Source organism: Pontibacillus chungwhensis (assembly GCF_030166655.1).
Classification (GTDB): Bacteria; Bacillota; Bacilli; order Bacillales; family BH030062; genus Pontibacillus.
Genome location: NZ_CP126446.1, coordinates 670809 through 684186, shown reverse-complemented (window position 1 = coordinate 684186; position 13378 = coordinate 670809). Strand labels below are relative to the sequence as shown.

Genomic DNA, 13378 nt, shown 5'->3' with positions numbered 1-13378 from the left:
ATACTTATTTCCATCTCCGTTACCTATATATGCTGCATCACCTGCACTTATCGACTCATTGTAAGACCAGGTTCCGCCGGTTGTGAAATACCTACCGTTAGTTTCATCCCAGTACAATCCTTTCGACAGCCCCTCAAAATCATAATCTCTATTAGTGTATTGATACCAAGAAGGTTGAGGGTAGTAGTTTTCAACTTCATACCGTTTCCAATAATACTTGTAATAGCCTGCCATACTACACCACCTCGCTAACTGTTACGGAATACGTACCCCACGCAGAATATGTCATTTCTTTTTCTTCGCCTTTAATCAAAGCATTGGTACGCGCTACTTTCGAGCCTTTTTTATAATTATTCGTAAGAGTGGAAACCGTCAATTCTCCTGGTGCTACTGACGTAATCATTACGTTTTCACTCGCTGTATCGTCGTAAATCGTTATCTCTGTGTCTACCGTAAACCCGCTCTCATCATATACAGAAATAGTCGTAGCTCCTGCTGTAACTGCAGCAGTTGCATAGCTTTCTGTAGATTGGCGAACCATTTTATTTGGCGCCGATCCATCCAAAGCATCAAAGAAAGTACCGCTATTTTGAGGAGATCGACCATCAATTTCCGCCTGGACTCGTAATCGTTGCATTTCTTGCTCGGCTTCCAATATTCGAACGTAGGCATTGTAGATGCCGTTTTCTATATTCATAGCTCGCTGGGCGTTAAACCTGGTACCTTCTTGAATGACCTTTAACTTTGGTTGATTTGTAACAGGATCAGTTATTACATCTCCATTAGAGTCGCGCTCGAATTCAGTGGGATCCACTATGTGATCCACCCATATCGATTTCACATACGGAATTATTGTAGTGGTTGGCATTTACTCTACCTCCTTCACATTTAACTCAATTAGGAAGACCATCATAAATCCGTCTTGTCCTTTAGATATTTTTAATGGTTTCACGCTTAAATCACGTCCTAAAGAGTCTACAAGTTTAGCTTCCGATATATATCCAGTCGCGTTATCTAAGTAGACGTACTTCTTAATTGAATTTCCTTCAACCAAGGAATTGTAAATTGGATAATCTTCAGTAACATCGTCTATAGTAATCTTAGCTTTATCTATAAGATTGTTAATGTAAGTTACAGTCTGATTAATTAATAAGGGTTGTAGGGCCATTGGTTTACCTCCTCATAAACACTTAGTACTTGACCTGTACTCAAGAACGAAGTGCTCTTTTCTTTAACAGATGCTGTTTTGAAGGTTCCGCAAACAGGATAATTAACTGGAAAATAGTACGGTTTATTCTCAAAATTAAGAGGACTACTTATCCCGGTTCCTTGGCGGTCATCTGTGTGGAAACGGTTTGTTATTTTATAAGGAACTTTAAAGAAGTGCGAGGCTTCTTTCAAAGTAATGATTGATTTAGGCATATTAATAGAAAAGCCTTCAAATTTAGATCTAATATTCTTAGCTTTTTGTATCAGCTTTCCTAAGCGATCTATATCTTTTTCAGCTGAAAAGGCTCCCTCAATTTCCACTTTAAAATGATATGGATCTCCCCCGTATTCAAACCACTCTTTTACTGCCCCCTTTTCAAATACTGTAGACACCAGTCTCTCTACAGCCCAAGGAGTTCCTTTATATTTGTGAAGCATCTCAGAGTCTTTAATTAACTGTCTTTTTGTTTCAATGGACAGCTCTGGTTCATAAAAGTCCACATGCTTCTCCCAGGCTAGTACATCTAGCAAAGGTTCTTCTAAGTCCATTAAATTGTTCTCTATAATTGTTTTCGGAATTCGAGTGATTACTCGTCTTAGTTCTTTATCGAATGCGCTAGCTAAACTAGCTGTATCTTCATCTTTAAGGCTTGAAGGTAATAATCCTGCTAACGTAAAAGTTTGTAAATCAATCATCTTCAAAACCTCCGAACACAACATTCACATTAGATTCACTAGCAACTTCTCCCCTATTTAAGGATTGGTAAATGGGAGAAGCTACTATCACTCTTTTAGCTCCGCTTTTTTTCATGTTTGCTATAAGTTCTGTTGGGTCAATATCTCTTCCAAGCTTCTCTTTTTGCCAAAGTTGATACTCCTGAACGGACTGATCAACTTCCTCCTGGATGAAACTTGCCTTACCTGACTCATTACTGTGTATCCAATAAGTTACATCGATGTCGTAAGAGACAACAGCAGGAGCTAATACGCTAACACGGTCAGTCAATGGCCGTATTTTCCTATCATTTAGCTTGTCTGCAACAGCGTCCAATATTTCTTGTCCTGGTACCTGTCCATTTTTTAAAAGAGGTCTAACTTCCACAGTGGCATCACTTGGTGAATCCACAGACACATCCCCTATTAGTGAACTCGCTGTTTTAGCCCAATATTTATAGGCCTCTTCAGGACCCGCAGTTGAGAATTTTTCGGGAGATTGTCTAATGCGCTCTGCGTAACGATCATCATCTTCTCTCTGACTACCGCCTTCACTTTGTGTGACGTTCTCTACTCTCGCAACCCAATACAAAGGCTGAACGAGTTGATTAATTTCTCCTGGCAAGTAACCATTTCCGATATCCCCTACGTTTGTGCATCGCACTTTTCCATCAGTATAAGGATTCTCTGGGTTAGCAATAAGAGTCTCTTCTAATTCAAAAAACACCCCATCACCTGCCGTAACTGCAGCACCTTTTGGGATGTTTTGTATTTGACTGATATTATGTGTAAATCTCATCATTGTTGTAGCAGCTGTTGCCTCCAACCGAGGTGTATTACTATCTACACCTTTGTGATCTAGTACGTCACCTAAAGCGTAAGCAAGTAAGTTTTGTTTTGCTGAATGATCAATATTATTATTAACAGCAACTAAGGCATATACAATTGTCTTCACGAACAACCTGCGAGGATCTGCAGGTCCAATTTTCTGCCCTGATATCCTGTTATATTCCGCGAGGATATTAGCTTCTATTTCATCCGGATCAACTGAAACAAAATCAATATTTGGTAAATTGAATCTAGGCATTAAATCACCTCCGTTCTCTTATATACTCCTCTTCAATGTTTATAACTACAATGGGCTGAAGTACACCATCTGCTTGATTCTGACTGAATTTAACCTCCACAATAACGGCACGTTCTTCATACACCTGCAGCTTCTCCACTATTTCTGCGGAAAGTTTCGCTTGGGCTATTAGTAATGGGTCATCTACATAGTCGTTTGAAAGTCCAAGCTCTCGTGCCATTGGAACAGTGCCCATAACAGTGGTTAAAATTGTATAAACATTTTGGATAATTTCTTCAACCGGGGTGGGATTATAATTAATTTTCTTGGATTCCGCAGTTATGGTATACCTCATACATATTCCTCCAAGCTAACAGAGAGATTACTCACCAACAGGTTCCCCCTATTATCTACATGCTCCCATTTCTGGACCACTTTCTGTAAGCTCCAACGCTTCATCCCAAGTCCCTTACCGCCTATAACTAGGACATACGTTTCTCCGTTCCGAACCATGCTTAGTAGCTTATCCATCTCTTTGCGGGGGTTCATTCCGTATTGAACATCAAAACGAATGTTAAAAGATATAGTTCCAAGCTCAGGGCCCAAAAACTCTGAAGCTGGTTTCTGTAACATTCGATCATGTGTAGCCCAACGCCCGCCTTCTGACCTTTGAAAGTCCGTAAAAGTTCTCATTGATTGTTCGCTTGTGTAAAAAATAACAGGTCCCAATGTTCCGATCATTTATATCACCTACTTATTGATAACATCTCCACCTATTAGAAGATCCTTAGCCAGATCAATATTTCCATTTACCTTTATATTCCCAGTGACTTCAATATCGCCATCAAGTCGTACAGCCCCATTTAAATTAATAGGATTAGAGGCTTGGATGGTTAATGTACTTGATTCAGCATTATATTCTATATAGGTCCCATCTTCGTACCAAACACCTTTGAGATCTGCGTCACTCACTGGCGGAGAGTCCACTTCCGAATAAGGAGAGCCAATGACATACCCCGTTTCAATGCCATTTTGAAGAAAACAACATAAAACTGTTTCGTCAATATCAGGCATTCGGTAATACTTGGTCTTCATAGTTTGAGGAACAATTACTTTTAAGTTGTGGGACGTTACATCCTCACGATCTTCAAAACGTACCCTGACTGTACCTTTTGTAGCATCTACGGAGGCAACTACGCCTACACGAAGTATTTCTGCTGTTTGGGCGCTTGCTGACTGAAATTGATACATCAATAATTCAACGCCTTTCGTATATTTAAATCTGTAGTATATCCGTTGTTAACGCGGTGTACGGAAGACTCAATAAAGTACTTATCATCGTATTTCCCCCACCCGTTTGTGATAATGGTTAACCCCTGAACAAACTCAGGACTCCCCATCATTTTTAATTTTCCAGTTCTCTCGTACTTATTCTTGTTACGAACTGATTTGCGAGCTAGCCTTTTTGCTTCAGCTAGAGATTTCACTCGCTGATTCACGGTAAGAGTTGGACCTTCATCTACGCCAGGTACGACATACGTATAAATTAGTGTCTTCTTCTGATCTTCATCAAAGTACGAAACCGTACATTCTTTATATTCATTTTCCGCTGTAGAAATAGAAAAGGAGTAGCCCAATACCTTGGACTCCCCTTTAACAATTTCCCTTATGGGTGCTTTACTTTCGTATTTTTGTTCATCGTACACGATTAGTTGTTCACTATTTACCTTTGTGGCAGCTCCCTCTTTTCGAGCTAAGTTCGATAAAAATGAAAGTCCTGTTCGTTCAACTTGATCCACACGGTCGTAGGTTACATCCTTTGCATCAAAAAGAAGGGTTAACTCAGCTTGATCTGCTATATCGCTTGCAATTTTAGAGAGCGTTGCTCCTTCCCATGTTCGTGACCGTTTAGAATTTTTACCACCTGGAGCAATAGGTACAGATAAAGCTTTAATTTTCACGGTGTCGGGTGGCCCGGAAAAATCAACAGCATCAACATAAAATACTCCACAGTTAAGCTTGCGATTATCATTTTCTTTATCCCAAGCTTCAACTTCTATAGAGGCCTTAATAATATCACCTTTGCCTGGCAACCAAGGACCATGCCATTTTGCTTCTCGATCTTGCAACGTGATTTGAATATCATCTGCTCTACCTTCGTTATCTGAGTAAACGAAACTCAGCAAGTAAGGAGCCAAATCCGTTGTAATATCGACTCCTTGATATTCAATTATGACTTTGGCTCTTCTTGCTTTCATCTCATCACCTCAACCATGGGGGTTTTTCTTCTTTCGGTTTAACTTCAACAGCTGGTATATCAAGCGAGATCCCAGCACTAAAAATGACCGTGTTAATGTGCACTGGATTAGCCCTCAATAACTCGATCATTTTCGTTTCATCTTTATAGAATTTATAGGCAATGCCGTCCCAAGTATCTCCTTGTAAAGTCTCATATACCATTAAAATTTCGTCCTCTCATGGTCCTTTATCATTTCTTCCCACTCTTCCCTGGCAGATCGTTCTCCCTCTTCAATACCTCTTGCTACCTCATCTTTATCCGCATCTCCCTGGATATAGACATTGGTTGGTCCTGCATGATAGACAAAATTACTAGAGTTATCATTAGAAGAATAACTCGCTGGTTTTACATCGAATGGACTTTCTGAAGGCCCTTGATCAGTTCCCCCGAGAGCTCCAATCTTTTGACCCGTCAACGTCCACAAGTCGAGAGCTCTCTTCGTGTTATTCCAAGGGATAACAGCTTCTGTATCGCCACCTTCACCAATCATGGCAAGCTGCGCATTCGATACTATGCCGCCTGTTGCATACTGAGGAACTTGTCCCTTGCTGCTTCCGCCACCGATAAAGTTTTTCACTTTATTTCTCAAGAAGCCTGGTACTACTGATAGCACTGCATTTAGCACAGCGTCTTTCATAGAACCAATACCTTTGACCAATCCACCAATCATGTTCTTACCGATGCTTAATAAATCAATCCCTTTAAAGAAACCAATTATATTATTCATGATTTCCACGGCAGTAGATTTTATCGCCTTCCAAGCCCCGCTCCAGTCTCCTTGCAGCACTTTAGTAAATGTCTTTAGTACTCCACCTATTAATGTGAGTGAATTTTGTACTAAAGTTAGGACTAATGGAAACACAAATCGGACAATTGCTAATATGCCTCGAATAGCCGGAAGAACTACTCCAGTAATTATTGAGGCTACCCCGCTTAAGATCGAGATGACAATCGGGATGACTGATTGAATGATCTGGAGTAAAATTGGAAAAATGGTTTGCACTACTTGTAATAGAATCGGGAGTACAGTGGAAGCTATTTGTATAATAACCGGAATAATTGACCGTATTAAATTAACTACTATAGGTAGAACAGCCTGTATGACAGATAAGAAAACCGGGAAAACAGCTTGAGCATATTGCAAAAGCATAGGAAGAACAGTAGACGCTAAGCTGGATATTACAGGTATCAAAGAACTTAACAATACTTCGGCAAACGGGACAGCTTGTTGGACCACTTGAAGAATAAATGGAAAGATCGTTGCTACAGCATTCGCTAGTAAAGGCAAAATATTACTCGCTAAATTACCAACCTGCTCTTGCCATACCATAGCATAGCTTTGCAATAATGGAATTAGAGAAGAGAAAGCTTGGCCAAGGGCTGGAAGTATAGCTTGAAAGTTCCCCCACAATTGTTGAATAACCGGGCCGATCGTTTGCATTACATTCTTAAGATAATCTACCGCAATAGGTAGAACGTCTTTTAAATGATTAGCAAAGTTATTAACCGCAGGAAGCAGGTAATCGCTGATAGGATAAGCAAGCTCGACTAGGAGAGTTCTCCCCATCCCTTTAAAAGCGTTGCCCATCGAATCATACCTTACCTCATTCATTTGGTTAAGAGTATCGGTGGAGCCTTTGATGGCGTCATTTGTTTTAGCCATTTCAAGAACAGCCTTAGCTCCCATGTCTTCAAACTTCGAACCAAAGAGCTCTACCCCTATTGCATTTTGATCAAGAGGGTCTTTTACTTTAGATAGCTCTTTGGCAATCGTCTGGAAGGCTTGTTTAGCCCCTTCTCCGCCTTGTGCGAATTGACTTCTCAGCTTTGTTGAATTTAAACCTAGTTGAGATAATGCATTGGAAGCCCTATCGCTATCCTCTCGCATGATAATTCCGAACTCTTTAAATGCATCCGCTGCATAATCAAGATTAAAAACCCCTGCATTCTTTGCATTCTGCATCATTCCCATGAAGTCCTGGGCACTCAATCCAGCAGCATCAAAATGTACCGAATATTCCCGGATGGTGTCCATAAAATCATCAGCATAGTTCAACCCTTTTTGGGACCCCTCAGCAATGTAAGCCATAGCTTGCTCGCCCGATAATCCGAAGTTCTTCATTAAAACATCTGAAGCCTTTACACTTTCATTTACCTCGTAATCGAAAGTATCTGAAAGCAAAAATGCATGTTCAGTTAATTTCTGCAGATCTTTACCTGTTTCTCCAGTTATGTTCTTAGCGCTGATCAGAGCATCATTAATTTGACCAAAGTTTTCCCCGTAGTTGTTTGCAAAAATATCACGGGAAAGGCTTTTAAGTTCTTCAAAATCCTTTCCCGTTTCACCTGTTGCAGCCTGGAGTTTATTCATACTGTCAGCCATCTGGTCAAAATTATGCAAAAGAGCACCGGCCCCCACTGCTCCTGCTACAGAGGTAACCGCTGCTCCCACACCAGTAATTGCTTTTCCTGCTTGTTTAAACGTACTTTTAAAATTATTGGTAAGCTCTGCCCCTAGCTTAAAGGCGAGCTCATAAGTTTTGGCCATTTATTTCCCCCCTTCATCAGGGAAGGCATTCTCTATGGTCTTCTTCCAGCGAAGTAACCCATCAACGGTTTGATTCATGAAATAATCAAGGGGAGTTTCGGATTTACGGGCACAATAAAGAGCTGATCGTTTGATCAGCTCTCCAGGTTGCTTATTCAGTCCCCTTTTAGTAAAAAAACTTGAACCATCCGAGTTACTTTTCCATAATCAGAAGCAGACATAGACTTGATTACATCTACAGGAAGTCCAGCAGCTTTTGCCGCTACGATAGCTTGAAACCCTTTGCTAAGATCTTTCATTGGAGTTTGAGCCGATAGATCCGGGTTCCGAACAGTGTATTGCAGCTCTGCATCCTCAATATCCTGACCTGTTAATTTATCTAGGTCTAGTTTCAGAGTGCGGTATTCTTGATTATTAAAAGTGATAGGTTTCTTTAAGGTTACCTCGTTTTCCAATTCAATTACTTCTACATTATTATCATTTGTCATCTTTGTTCACCTACTGTCCTAGTATTTGTCTTACTTTTTCCAAAACATCTTCACCATCAATAAAAGCAATATAGTTAAATTGATCAATCTCGACGATTCTCTCGCCGTCAACTTCGATTTTTAAGTAAGATACAGATAATTCATTAGAACTATCTGTAGTAGCTCCTACTTCAAATTTCCCAATCCCCGTTGTCTTCGGCACCCCTCGGATAGATACGCGTACCCCTGTCGGTTCATAAGTGCCCGAGCCTGCATCAAACACTTGCATCGCCCCCCGGAAATCAAGAGCATGTGATTTTTGAGCTGCTAATTTAAATTGGGATTTGTTCATCGTCCTCCAGTTCAATGTAGCTGTCATCGCTGCATAGTGACCCAATACTGGACTATCTACTTCGCCAGCAATACCAGCGCCTTTCAACGTTTCAGACAATGCCTCCAATGAAGGCAATTCTACGTCAGCTGTCCCAAGCCACTCTGCACCTTCACGATAGACAGAGTAGTTAATCAGCTTTTCAGGAATTTTATTCATCACTTACAACCTCCTTTTATGATGGAAATAATGTATCAAAATAATTCGGATCAAACTCTACCAGGAAATTCAATTCCTTACCTGGCGTAGGGGGAGTCACGAAAATATGAAATGTGACTTTTCCATCAATCAAGCTGGTCAATGGATTTTCAGGTTTTACAAATTCAATTCGTCCACCCAAAATAAAGCCCCGGGCTGATAGGCCGTTAAGCCAAACGTTCATACTATCTACTACTGTTTCTATAAGCCTTTTATTAGTCGGATCATCAACCTTTTGCCAACAAGTCAAAATTGTCTGATTTTGTATCCAATTCATCATTTTACGAACAGAAATAAAGGTATTTTTTGGATCCGTCTCACCTGGATATGCCCCTGTACGGTTCCCCCAGACTTTCCATCCACCAATGAAGTTGAGCGCTGTTGTAATCCCTTCACCATTTAAGTAGTTTGCTTGCTCTACCCCAAGGTAAACTTCAGAACCATCTTCTAAAACAGCGCTATCAGCTTGCAAATTTTTATTAGAGGGTGAAACATATGGAATATCTTCGTTTTCAACATCTGTACGGCAGATAACGCTCGCCAACTGAGTGCTGAAATGATATTGGGTCCCCCCTAATGAAACTTTTGGCCAACACGGGAATTGATATGGAGACGTCAGGTTATTATCGTTTTTGTGTGCCGGAACCTCTGTATAGCTCGAAACTGCACTTGTTGAAATATCAATAAGTGCTACCGCTTTGAAAAGGCCATTGATGTTAGATGCTTTTGCAGCCATGACAGCTGCTACAGCTGAATCCGTAGAATATTTAGGTGCAAGAATTTGCCCTGGCACCAAACGGAACCTTGAGAAGATTTGATTTACAAGTTCCAGACCTTCGATACGACCATCAGGACTTACTCCGCCAATAATGTCTTGGCCACTCACCATTGTTGGATCTAGTTGCTCGAATTCTGCTTGGACAGAAGAAATGTCGGGGCTCACACTAAAGAACAAATTAATATGACCATTGTCATCAAATTCTATGACATAATCTTGATCTTTCGCATAAGTCGTTGAGCCGTCATCAGATTTTATAACAAGTGAATCCAGCAGAACGCCGTTTTCTGCTAACGTTGCTTTTCCTTTTGTTACAGTTAAGGTTGCTGGGGTACCTGACTTTTTATGTGCTTCAGGACTTAAGACGTTAACAAAAACAACTGGAGCTTGAGCATACAACGAAAAGTGCGAACTCATAAACTCGCATAGCGTGTAGTCATTAAAGTTACTAGAATAACCTAAGGCTTCAATAGCCTCTTTATAGGTATAACAAAGCACCGGCTCGTTAACCGGTGCTGTTTCTCGTTTAGATTGATTTATAGGGGCCGTACCGAAAACGACCGGTAAACTTGCAGTACTATTAGCTGGAGGTACCAGAGAAGTCGGGACCTCCGAGGTATAGGATCCGTGACGATACATTATTTATCACCCTTTCTTAGCCATTCTTCTATCTCAGTCCGATAACGGTGTTCTAGCGTCCCCTTTGTTTTAGAAGCTTGCTCTGCTTCTCGAAGTTGTTCTACAGGTACAATTAGCTTTTCAACAGCTGGTTGTTTTTGAATCAAGGACTCCACATGCTTCGGGACTGGGCCTTTAAATACGGTATAGGTGTTAAGTTGCAATAAGTTTGGTCCGACATAGACCATCTGCTTATCTTTAATTTTTCTAGTCCGATTTGTTGAAGTTTTAACTTCATTTTTCTCAGCTTTTGTCATAATAGGTGATTCACATCCTCTCTTATAGTTTTCGGCACTGTAAAGCTTGCTTCAATTCCACCGTAATAGTAAGGGTGAAAATCTTCATCTGTTAGGGCCCACTTGATAGGGTAAGTGCACTCAAACTTTCCACCTATAACTGGCTTCTTTTTAAGAAAATCGTAGACTTTCCTGAGGATTAGCTTAACGCTCTCATGACCTATCCTTTCCTCAGAACCGTCATAAACCCCAGCCATCAAAGTTACCTGTATGGTATAAGGGGCTTCTTCTTCTTGCTCTTCTCCTTCTAACAGCTTGACTAAAAGACAAGGGTACTGATTGGAATCTCTTCTTCCGCTTTTAGTAGGGAGATATTGTTCGTAGATATTTAAAGGACCCTCTTCTCCATCAGCCAAAGGGAACGGGATGCCCACAAATAACTTTTCTAATTCCTTTTTCAAATCATCCTGCAATTCAAGTGGTATCATGGATTACCTCCTCAACATGCGCTCAATCTCGTGATCGATAGTGCGGTCATACATTTCTTGTGCATTTCGTCGCACTACATCCATCGTTTCTTCATTACCAACCATTTGAGGGACTGAAGGACCAAATAAGCGCCTTATAGGTAATTGCGACTGAATAACCCTTCCACCACTACGTACCGATTTGTGTTGAGCATTACCTTGACGTTGGAACACAAAATTGCCATTTCCAGCATTAGCTACAAACGCTCCAGGAATCTTTTTAAGTGACCCTTTTTCAACTCCGGCCTTAAGTGATCGAGGAGGTGTGTGATGTCTAGGTTCGCTTGGGGAAACCTTGAAATGATCTAATCCAATCAAATTACCTCGAGTGATAATACTTGCGCTAAGAGAATTGTAATTGGCACGCTTCACATTCATAGTTTCTTTGATTTTTGCAGCAGAAAGTCTATATTTCTTTCTAGTTTCTACAGACACATTTTTTTTGGCATTTGTGGCAGCACGATTTAAAGACTTAGATAAAACGTTAGGGGCTTTCTTCTCCAAAGCCCCTAATCGCCTTTCTATATTCCTTAAAGCCCTTCTGTCTGTCGCTATATCTACCCTCATGAGTCCAGCACCTCTAGTACTACTCGATAAAGGCCGTCATGCTCAACTACTGAATCAACATAATAGTCCTCTTCATCGAAAATCATTCGTTCTCCTCGATAAGGTTTAGGAATATCATTCGTTCTAATATAGAATGCCACTTTGTTCATGTAGATGCCTGGACGCTCAATCCCCTCGACCATCTCTTCTTCATCCATTACCACGGTAAAAAACTCTCCGTTAATATTAGTCTCAATTCCAAATTCATCTATATCCATGAAAATACTAATATCACTCTCTAACATTTCACGAAAGGCTGACATTGTTACTCATCCTCATCTTCGAAAGTGGCAAGGACTTCTTCAGCTTTTCCTTCTTCTTGAATACGATCTACTAGCTTATCAAAACCGATATTCCCATTGAACGTGATACCAGCTTCGGTTGCAGCATCCTTTAAATCTGAGAGTTCTATGCCCTCAAACGATAGCTCTTTAGGATGATTTTCAGTTTTGTCATCTTCGGGAATAGAGGGTGCATAAGTAAAAACAGCGTCCCCTTCTTTGACGAGACGCTGTTCTTCTGCTTTATTTAATCCATTTATTACATCGCCTGATTCATAAGTTTCAAGCCTGCCTTCTCTACGAGTGGAGATGCGAGTCTTTGCAGTAATAGCCATATTAAACCCTCCTTACTTAACTTTAGCCACATACCAGCTGTCTACATCCACCGGTACAGGTAACGGGCGAGCAGATAAACGCATCATGCGAACTTCGTTTTTGTTATCAATCCACGATTTAGGAACTCGAGTCCCTTCGATCGTCACAAAACTATTATCTTCAATTTGAGTTACAGCACCATAAAGACGTTTATTCATCCCTCGTGAACCAAGCAACACATGCCCCACTGGCACCATTGGTTGTTCTTCATCATTTTCATCCAGATACCATTCATCATAACTGTAAATTTCAATCCCCAATGAAGAAAGGCGCCCGATAAAGGTAACGGCTTCATTTTGAATAGAAGGTTCAATAGCTCCTACGTTTAAACGCTGTAAATCCATTAACTCTCTAACATCTTTATCAGCTAAGAAGTCATCCACAACGCTTGATTCCATAATGCAAACGTTTGGAGCTTTCCCGGTCTTTTGGATGACTTGAAGACGCCAGCGTTTTAAATCGGCTAACTTCTCGGATGTACCTTCATTCCACTTAGAACCTGTCGATAGCGTTTCTTTATTTGTGAAATTATAATCGACCTCTTGTTCGATACCATCCCCAACCATAAGGACTTTCCCACCGAAGAGAACTTCTCGACACATCCACTCTTCACGTCGCGTAATCAAATCATCTAGATCCATAATGTCTGTAGCCATTAATTCTACAGCTCTTTGGGCTGGCGTCTTTGCACTATACAGACCTTCCCCCATACTGCGACGTGTAATGTCGTCACTTGTCATTACACGTTCAGGGGCAATCTTTGGCACCGCATAGGTATAAGTTTGGAATCCTTGGCGTTCTACTACTTTACCGCCTACACGCGGTGATACGAAAGGTGCCATTTTACGTTTACCCTTCTTAAAATCTACATCCACTTTTTCCGTTACCTTTGTCTCAAAGTTTGGAAAGAACGTGTCCATTAAGAATGTTCGAGCCGGCTTCATCTGAGAGATGGCGCTCAACATTGTACGAGTGCTATAAATATCTACTGGTGGCATTTTGTTT

Annotated in this window: 19 protein-coding genes; all 19 read right to left on the bottom strand. The window is 40.8% G+C overall.

The window, feature by feature from the left end:
• Nucleotides 1-235: 235 nt before the first annotated feature.
• The 19 genes from QNI29_RS03590 to QNI29_RS03500 all read right to left on the bottom strand — a co-directional run bounded on the left by QNI29_RS03590 (nucleotide 236) and on the right by QNI29_RS03500 (nucleotide 13371).
• Nucleotides 236-868: a hypothetical protein gene (locus tag QNI29_RS03590; RefSeq protein ID WP_231418518.1), complete on the bottom strand. Its 633-nt coding sequence runs from the start codon at nucleotides 866-868 to the stop codon at nucleotides 236-238.
• Complete coding sequence (locus QNI29_RS03585) at nucleotides 869-1168, bottom strand: hypothetical protein (RefSeq protein WP_231418517.1); 300 nt, start codon at nucleotides 1166-1168, stop codon at nucleotides 869-871.
• Complete coding sequence (locus QNI29_RS03580; RefSeq protein WP_231418516.1) at nucleotides 1147-1905, bottom strand: phage tail protein I; 759 nt, start codon at nucleotides 1903-1905, stop codon at nucleotides 1147-1149. The genes QNI29_RS03585 and QNI29_RS03580 overlap by 22 nt, the downstream gene beginning before the upstream one ends.
• Entirely contained in the window at nucleotides 1898-3010 is a 1113-nt protein-coding gene (locus tag QNI29_RS03575; RefSeq protein ID WP_231418515.1) for a baseplate assembly protein, read from the bottom strand. Before QNI29_RS03575 ends, QNI29_RS03580 begins: the two co-directional genes overlap by 8 nt.
• Nucleotides 3011-3014: 4 nt before the next feature.
• Nucleotides 3015-3344: a lysozyme gene (locus QNI29_RS03570; protein ID WP_231418514.1), complete on the bottom strand. Its 330-nt coding sequence runs from the start codon at nucleotides 3342-3344 to the stop codon at nucleotides 3015-3017.
• On the bottom strand, nucleotides 3341-3730 hold the full coding sequence (locus QNI29_RS03565; protein ID WP_231418513.1) for a phage tail protein: 390 nt from the start codon (nucleotides 3728-3730) through the stop codon (nucleotides 3341-3343). Before QNI29_RS03565 ends, QNI29_RS03570 begins: the two co-directional genes overlap by 4 nt.
• Nucleotides 3731-3739: 9 nt before the next feature.
• Nucleotides 3740-4240, bottom strand: a complete 501-nt coding sequence (locus tag QNI29_RS03560; protein ID WP_231418512.1) for a phage baseplate assembly protein V — start codon at nucleotides 4238-4240, stop codon at nucleotides 3740-3742.
• Nucleotides 4240-5247: a phage late control D family protein gene (locus QNI29_RS03555; RefSeq protein ID WP_231418511.1), complete on the bottom strand. Its 1008-nt coding sequence runs from the start codon at nucleotides 5245-5247 to the stop codon at nucleotides 4240-4242. Before QNI29_RS03555 ends, QNI29_RS03560 begins: the two co-directional genes overlap by 1 nt.
• A gap of 4 nt (nucleotides 5248-5251) precedes the next feature.
• The gene (locus QNI29_RS03550) at nucleotides 5252-5449 is read right to left on the bottom strand and encodes a tail protein X (protein ID WP_231418510.1); all 198 of its coding nucleotides are present in this window, start codon (nucleotides 5447-5449) and stop codon (nucleotides 5252-5254) included.
• Nucleotides 5449-7836: a phage tail tape measure protein gene (locus tag QNI29_RS03545; RefSeq protein WP_231418509.1), complete on the bottom strand. Its 2388-nt coding sequence runs from the start codon at nucleotides 7834-7836 to the stop codon at nucleotides 5449-5451. The genes QNI29_RS03550 and QNI29_RS03545 overlap by 1 nt, the downstream gene beginning before the upstream one ends.
• Nucleotides 7837-7991: 155 nt before the next feature.
• On the bottom strand, nucleotides 7992-8324 hold the full coding sequence (locus QNI29_RS03540) for a phage tail assembly protein (RefSeq protein ID WP_231418508.1): 333 nt from the start codon (nucleotides 8322-8324) through the stop codon (nucleotides 7992-7994).
• A 10-nt stretch (nucleotides 8325-8334) separates the two neighbouring features.
• Nucleotides 8335-8853: a phage major tail tube protein gene (locus tag QNI29_RS03535; protein WP_231418747.1), complete on the bottom strand. Its 519-nt coding sequence runs from the start codon at nucleotides 8851-8853 to the stop codon at nucleotides 8335-8337.
• A 16-nt stretch (nucleotides 8854-8869) separates the two neighbouring features.
• On the bottom strand, nucleotides 8870-10309 hold the full coding sequence (locus QNI29_RS03530) for a phage tail sheath family protein (RefSeq protein WP_231418507.1): 1440 nt from the start codon (nucleotides 10307-10309) through the stop codon (nucleotides 8870-8872).
• A complete protein-coding gene (locus QNI29_RS03525) occupies nucleotides 10309-10605 on the bottom strand; it encodes a hypothetical protein (protein ID WP_231418506.1) in 297 nt (98 codons plus the stop codon). Before QNI29_RS03525 ends, QNI29_RS03530 begins: the two co-directional genes overlap by 1 nt.
• Nucleotides 10602-11072 (bottom strand): hypothetical protein, encoded by a 471-nt coding sequence (locus QNI29_RS03520; RefSeq protein ID WP_231418505.1) that lies wholly within the window; start codon nucleotides 11070-11072, stop codon nucleotides 10602-10604. The genes QNI29_RS03525 and QNI29_RS03520 overlap by 4 nt, the downstream gene beginning before the upstream one ends.
• A 3-nt stretch (nucleotides 11073-11075) precedes the next feature.
• The gene (locus tag QNI29_RS03515; RefSeq protein ID WP_255688648.1) at nucleotides 11076-11678 is read right to left on the bottom strand and encodes a phage tail protein; all 603 of its coding nucleotides are present in this window, start codon (nucleotides 11676-11678) and stop codon (nucleotides 11076-11078) included.
• Entirely contained in the window at nucleotides 11675-11980 is a 306-nt protein-coding gene (locus QNI29_RS03510; RefSeq protein ID WP_231418503.1) for a hypothetical protein, read from the bottom strand. The genes QNI29_RS03515 and QNI29_RS03510 overlap by 4 nt, the downstream gene beginning before the upstream one ends.
• A 2-nt stretch (nucleotides 11981-11982) precedes the next feature.
• Nucleotides 11983-12333, bottom strand: coding sequence for a hypothetical protein (locus QNI29_RS03505; protein WP_231418502.1), 351 nt, complete (start codon nucleotides 12331-12333; stop codon nucleotides 11983-11985).
• A gap of 12 nt (nucleotides 12334-12345) precedes the next feature.
• Complete coding sequence (locus QNI29_RS03500; RefSeq protein ID WP_231418501.1) at nucleotides 12346-13371, bottom strand: major capsid protein; 1026 nt, start codon at nucleotides 13369-13371, stop codon at nucleotides 12346-12348.
• Between the last annotated feature and the right edge of the window lie 7 nt (nucleotides 13372-13378).

What these genes read in the sequence shown, in the direction of transcription:
- QNI29_RS03530 (WP_231418507.1), bottom strand. Translation starts at nt 10,309, where the DNA reads ATGTATCGTCACGGATCCTATACCTCGGAGGTCCCGACTTCTCTGGTA.
- QNI29_RS03580 (WP_231418516.1), bottom strand. Translation starts at nt 1,905, where the DNA reads ATGATTGATTTACAAACTTTTACGTTAGCAGGATTATTACCTTCAAGC.
- QNI29_RS03525 (WP_231418506.1), bottom strand. Translation starts at nt 10,605, where the DNA reads ATGACAAAAGCTGAGAAAAATGAAGTTAAAACTTCAACAAATCGGACT.
- QNI29_RS03575 (WP_231418515.1), bottom strand. Translation starts at nt 3,010, where the DNA reads ATGCCTAGATTCAATTTACCAAATATTGATTTTGTTTCAGTTGATCCG.
- QNI29_RS03500 (WP_231418501.1), bottom strand. Translation starts at nt 13,371, where the DNA reads ATGCCACCAGTAGATATTTATAGCACTCGTACAATGTTGAGCGCCATC.
- QNI29_RS03585 (WP_231418517.1), bottom strand. Translation starts at nt 1,168, where the DNA reads ATGGCCCTACAACCCTTATTAATTAATCAGACTGTAACTTACATTAAC.
- QNI29_RS03565 (WP_231418513.1), bottom strand. Translation starts at nt 3,730, where the DNA reads ATGATCGGAACATTGGGACCTGTTATTTTTTACACAAGCGAACAATCA.
- QNI29_RS03515 (WP_255688648.1), bottom strand. Translation starts at nt 11,678, where the DNA reads ATGAGGGTAGATATAGCGACAGACAGAAGGGCTTTAAGGAATATAGAA.
- QNI29_RS03505 (WP_231418502.1), bottom strand. Translation starts at nt 12,333, where the DNA reads ATGGCTATTACTGCAAAGACTCGCATCTCCACTCGTAGAGAAGGCAGG.
- QNI29_RS03545 (WP_231418509.1), bottom strand. Translation starts at nt 7,836, where the DNA reads ATGGCCAAAACTTATGAGCTCGCCTTTAAGCTAGGGGCAGAGCTTACC.
- QNI29_RS03560 (WP_231418512.1), bottom strand. Translation starts at nt 4,240, where the DNA reads ATGTATCAATTTCAGTCAGCAAGCGCCCAAACAGCAGAAATACTTCGT.
- QNI29_RS03535 (WP_231418747.1), bottom strand. Translation starts at nt 8,853, where the DNA reads ATGAATAAAATTCCTGAAAAGCTGATTAACTACTCTGTCTATCGTGAA.
- QNI29_RS03540 (WP_231418508.1), bottom strand. Translation starts at nt 8,324, where the DNA reads ATGACAAATGATAATAATGTAGAAGTAATTGAATTGGAAAACGAGGTA.
- QNI29_RS03555 (WP_231418511.1), bottom strand. Translation starts at nt 5,247, where the DNA reads ATGAAAGCAAGAAGAGCCAAAGTCATAATTGAATATCAAGGAGTCGAT.
- QNI29_RS03520 (WP_231418505.1), bottom strand. Translation starts at nt 11,072, where the DNA reads ATGATACCACTTGAATTGCAGGATGATTTGAAAAAGGAATTAGAAAAG.
- QNI29_RS03590 (WP_231418518.1), bottom strand. Translation starts at nt 868, where the DNA reads ATGCCAACCACTACAATAATTCCGTATGTGAAATCGATATGGGTGGAT.
- QNI29_RS03510 (WP_231418503.1), bottom strand. Translation starts at nt 11,980, where the DNA reads ATGTCAGCCTTTCGTGAAATGTTAGAGAGTGATATTAGTATTTTCATG.
- QNI29_RS03570 (WP_231418514.1), bottom strand. Translation starts at nt 3,344, where the DNA reads ATGAGGTATACCATAACTGCGGAATCCAAGAAAATTAATTATAATCCC.
- QNI29_RS03550 (WP_231418510.1), bottom strand. Translation starts at nt 5,449, where the DNA reads ATGGTATATGAGACTTTACAAGGAGATACTTGGGACGGCATTGCCTAT.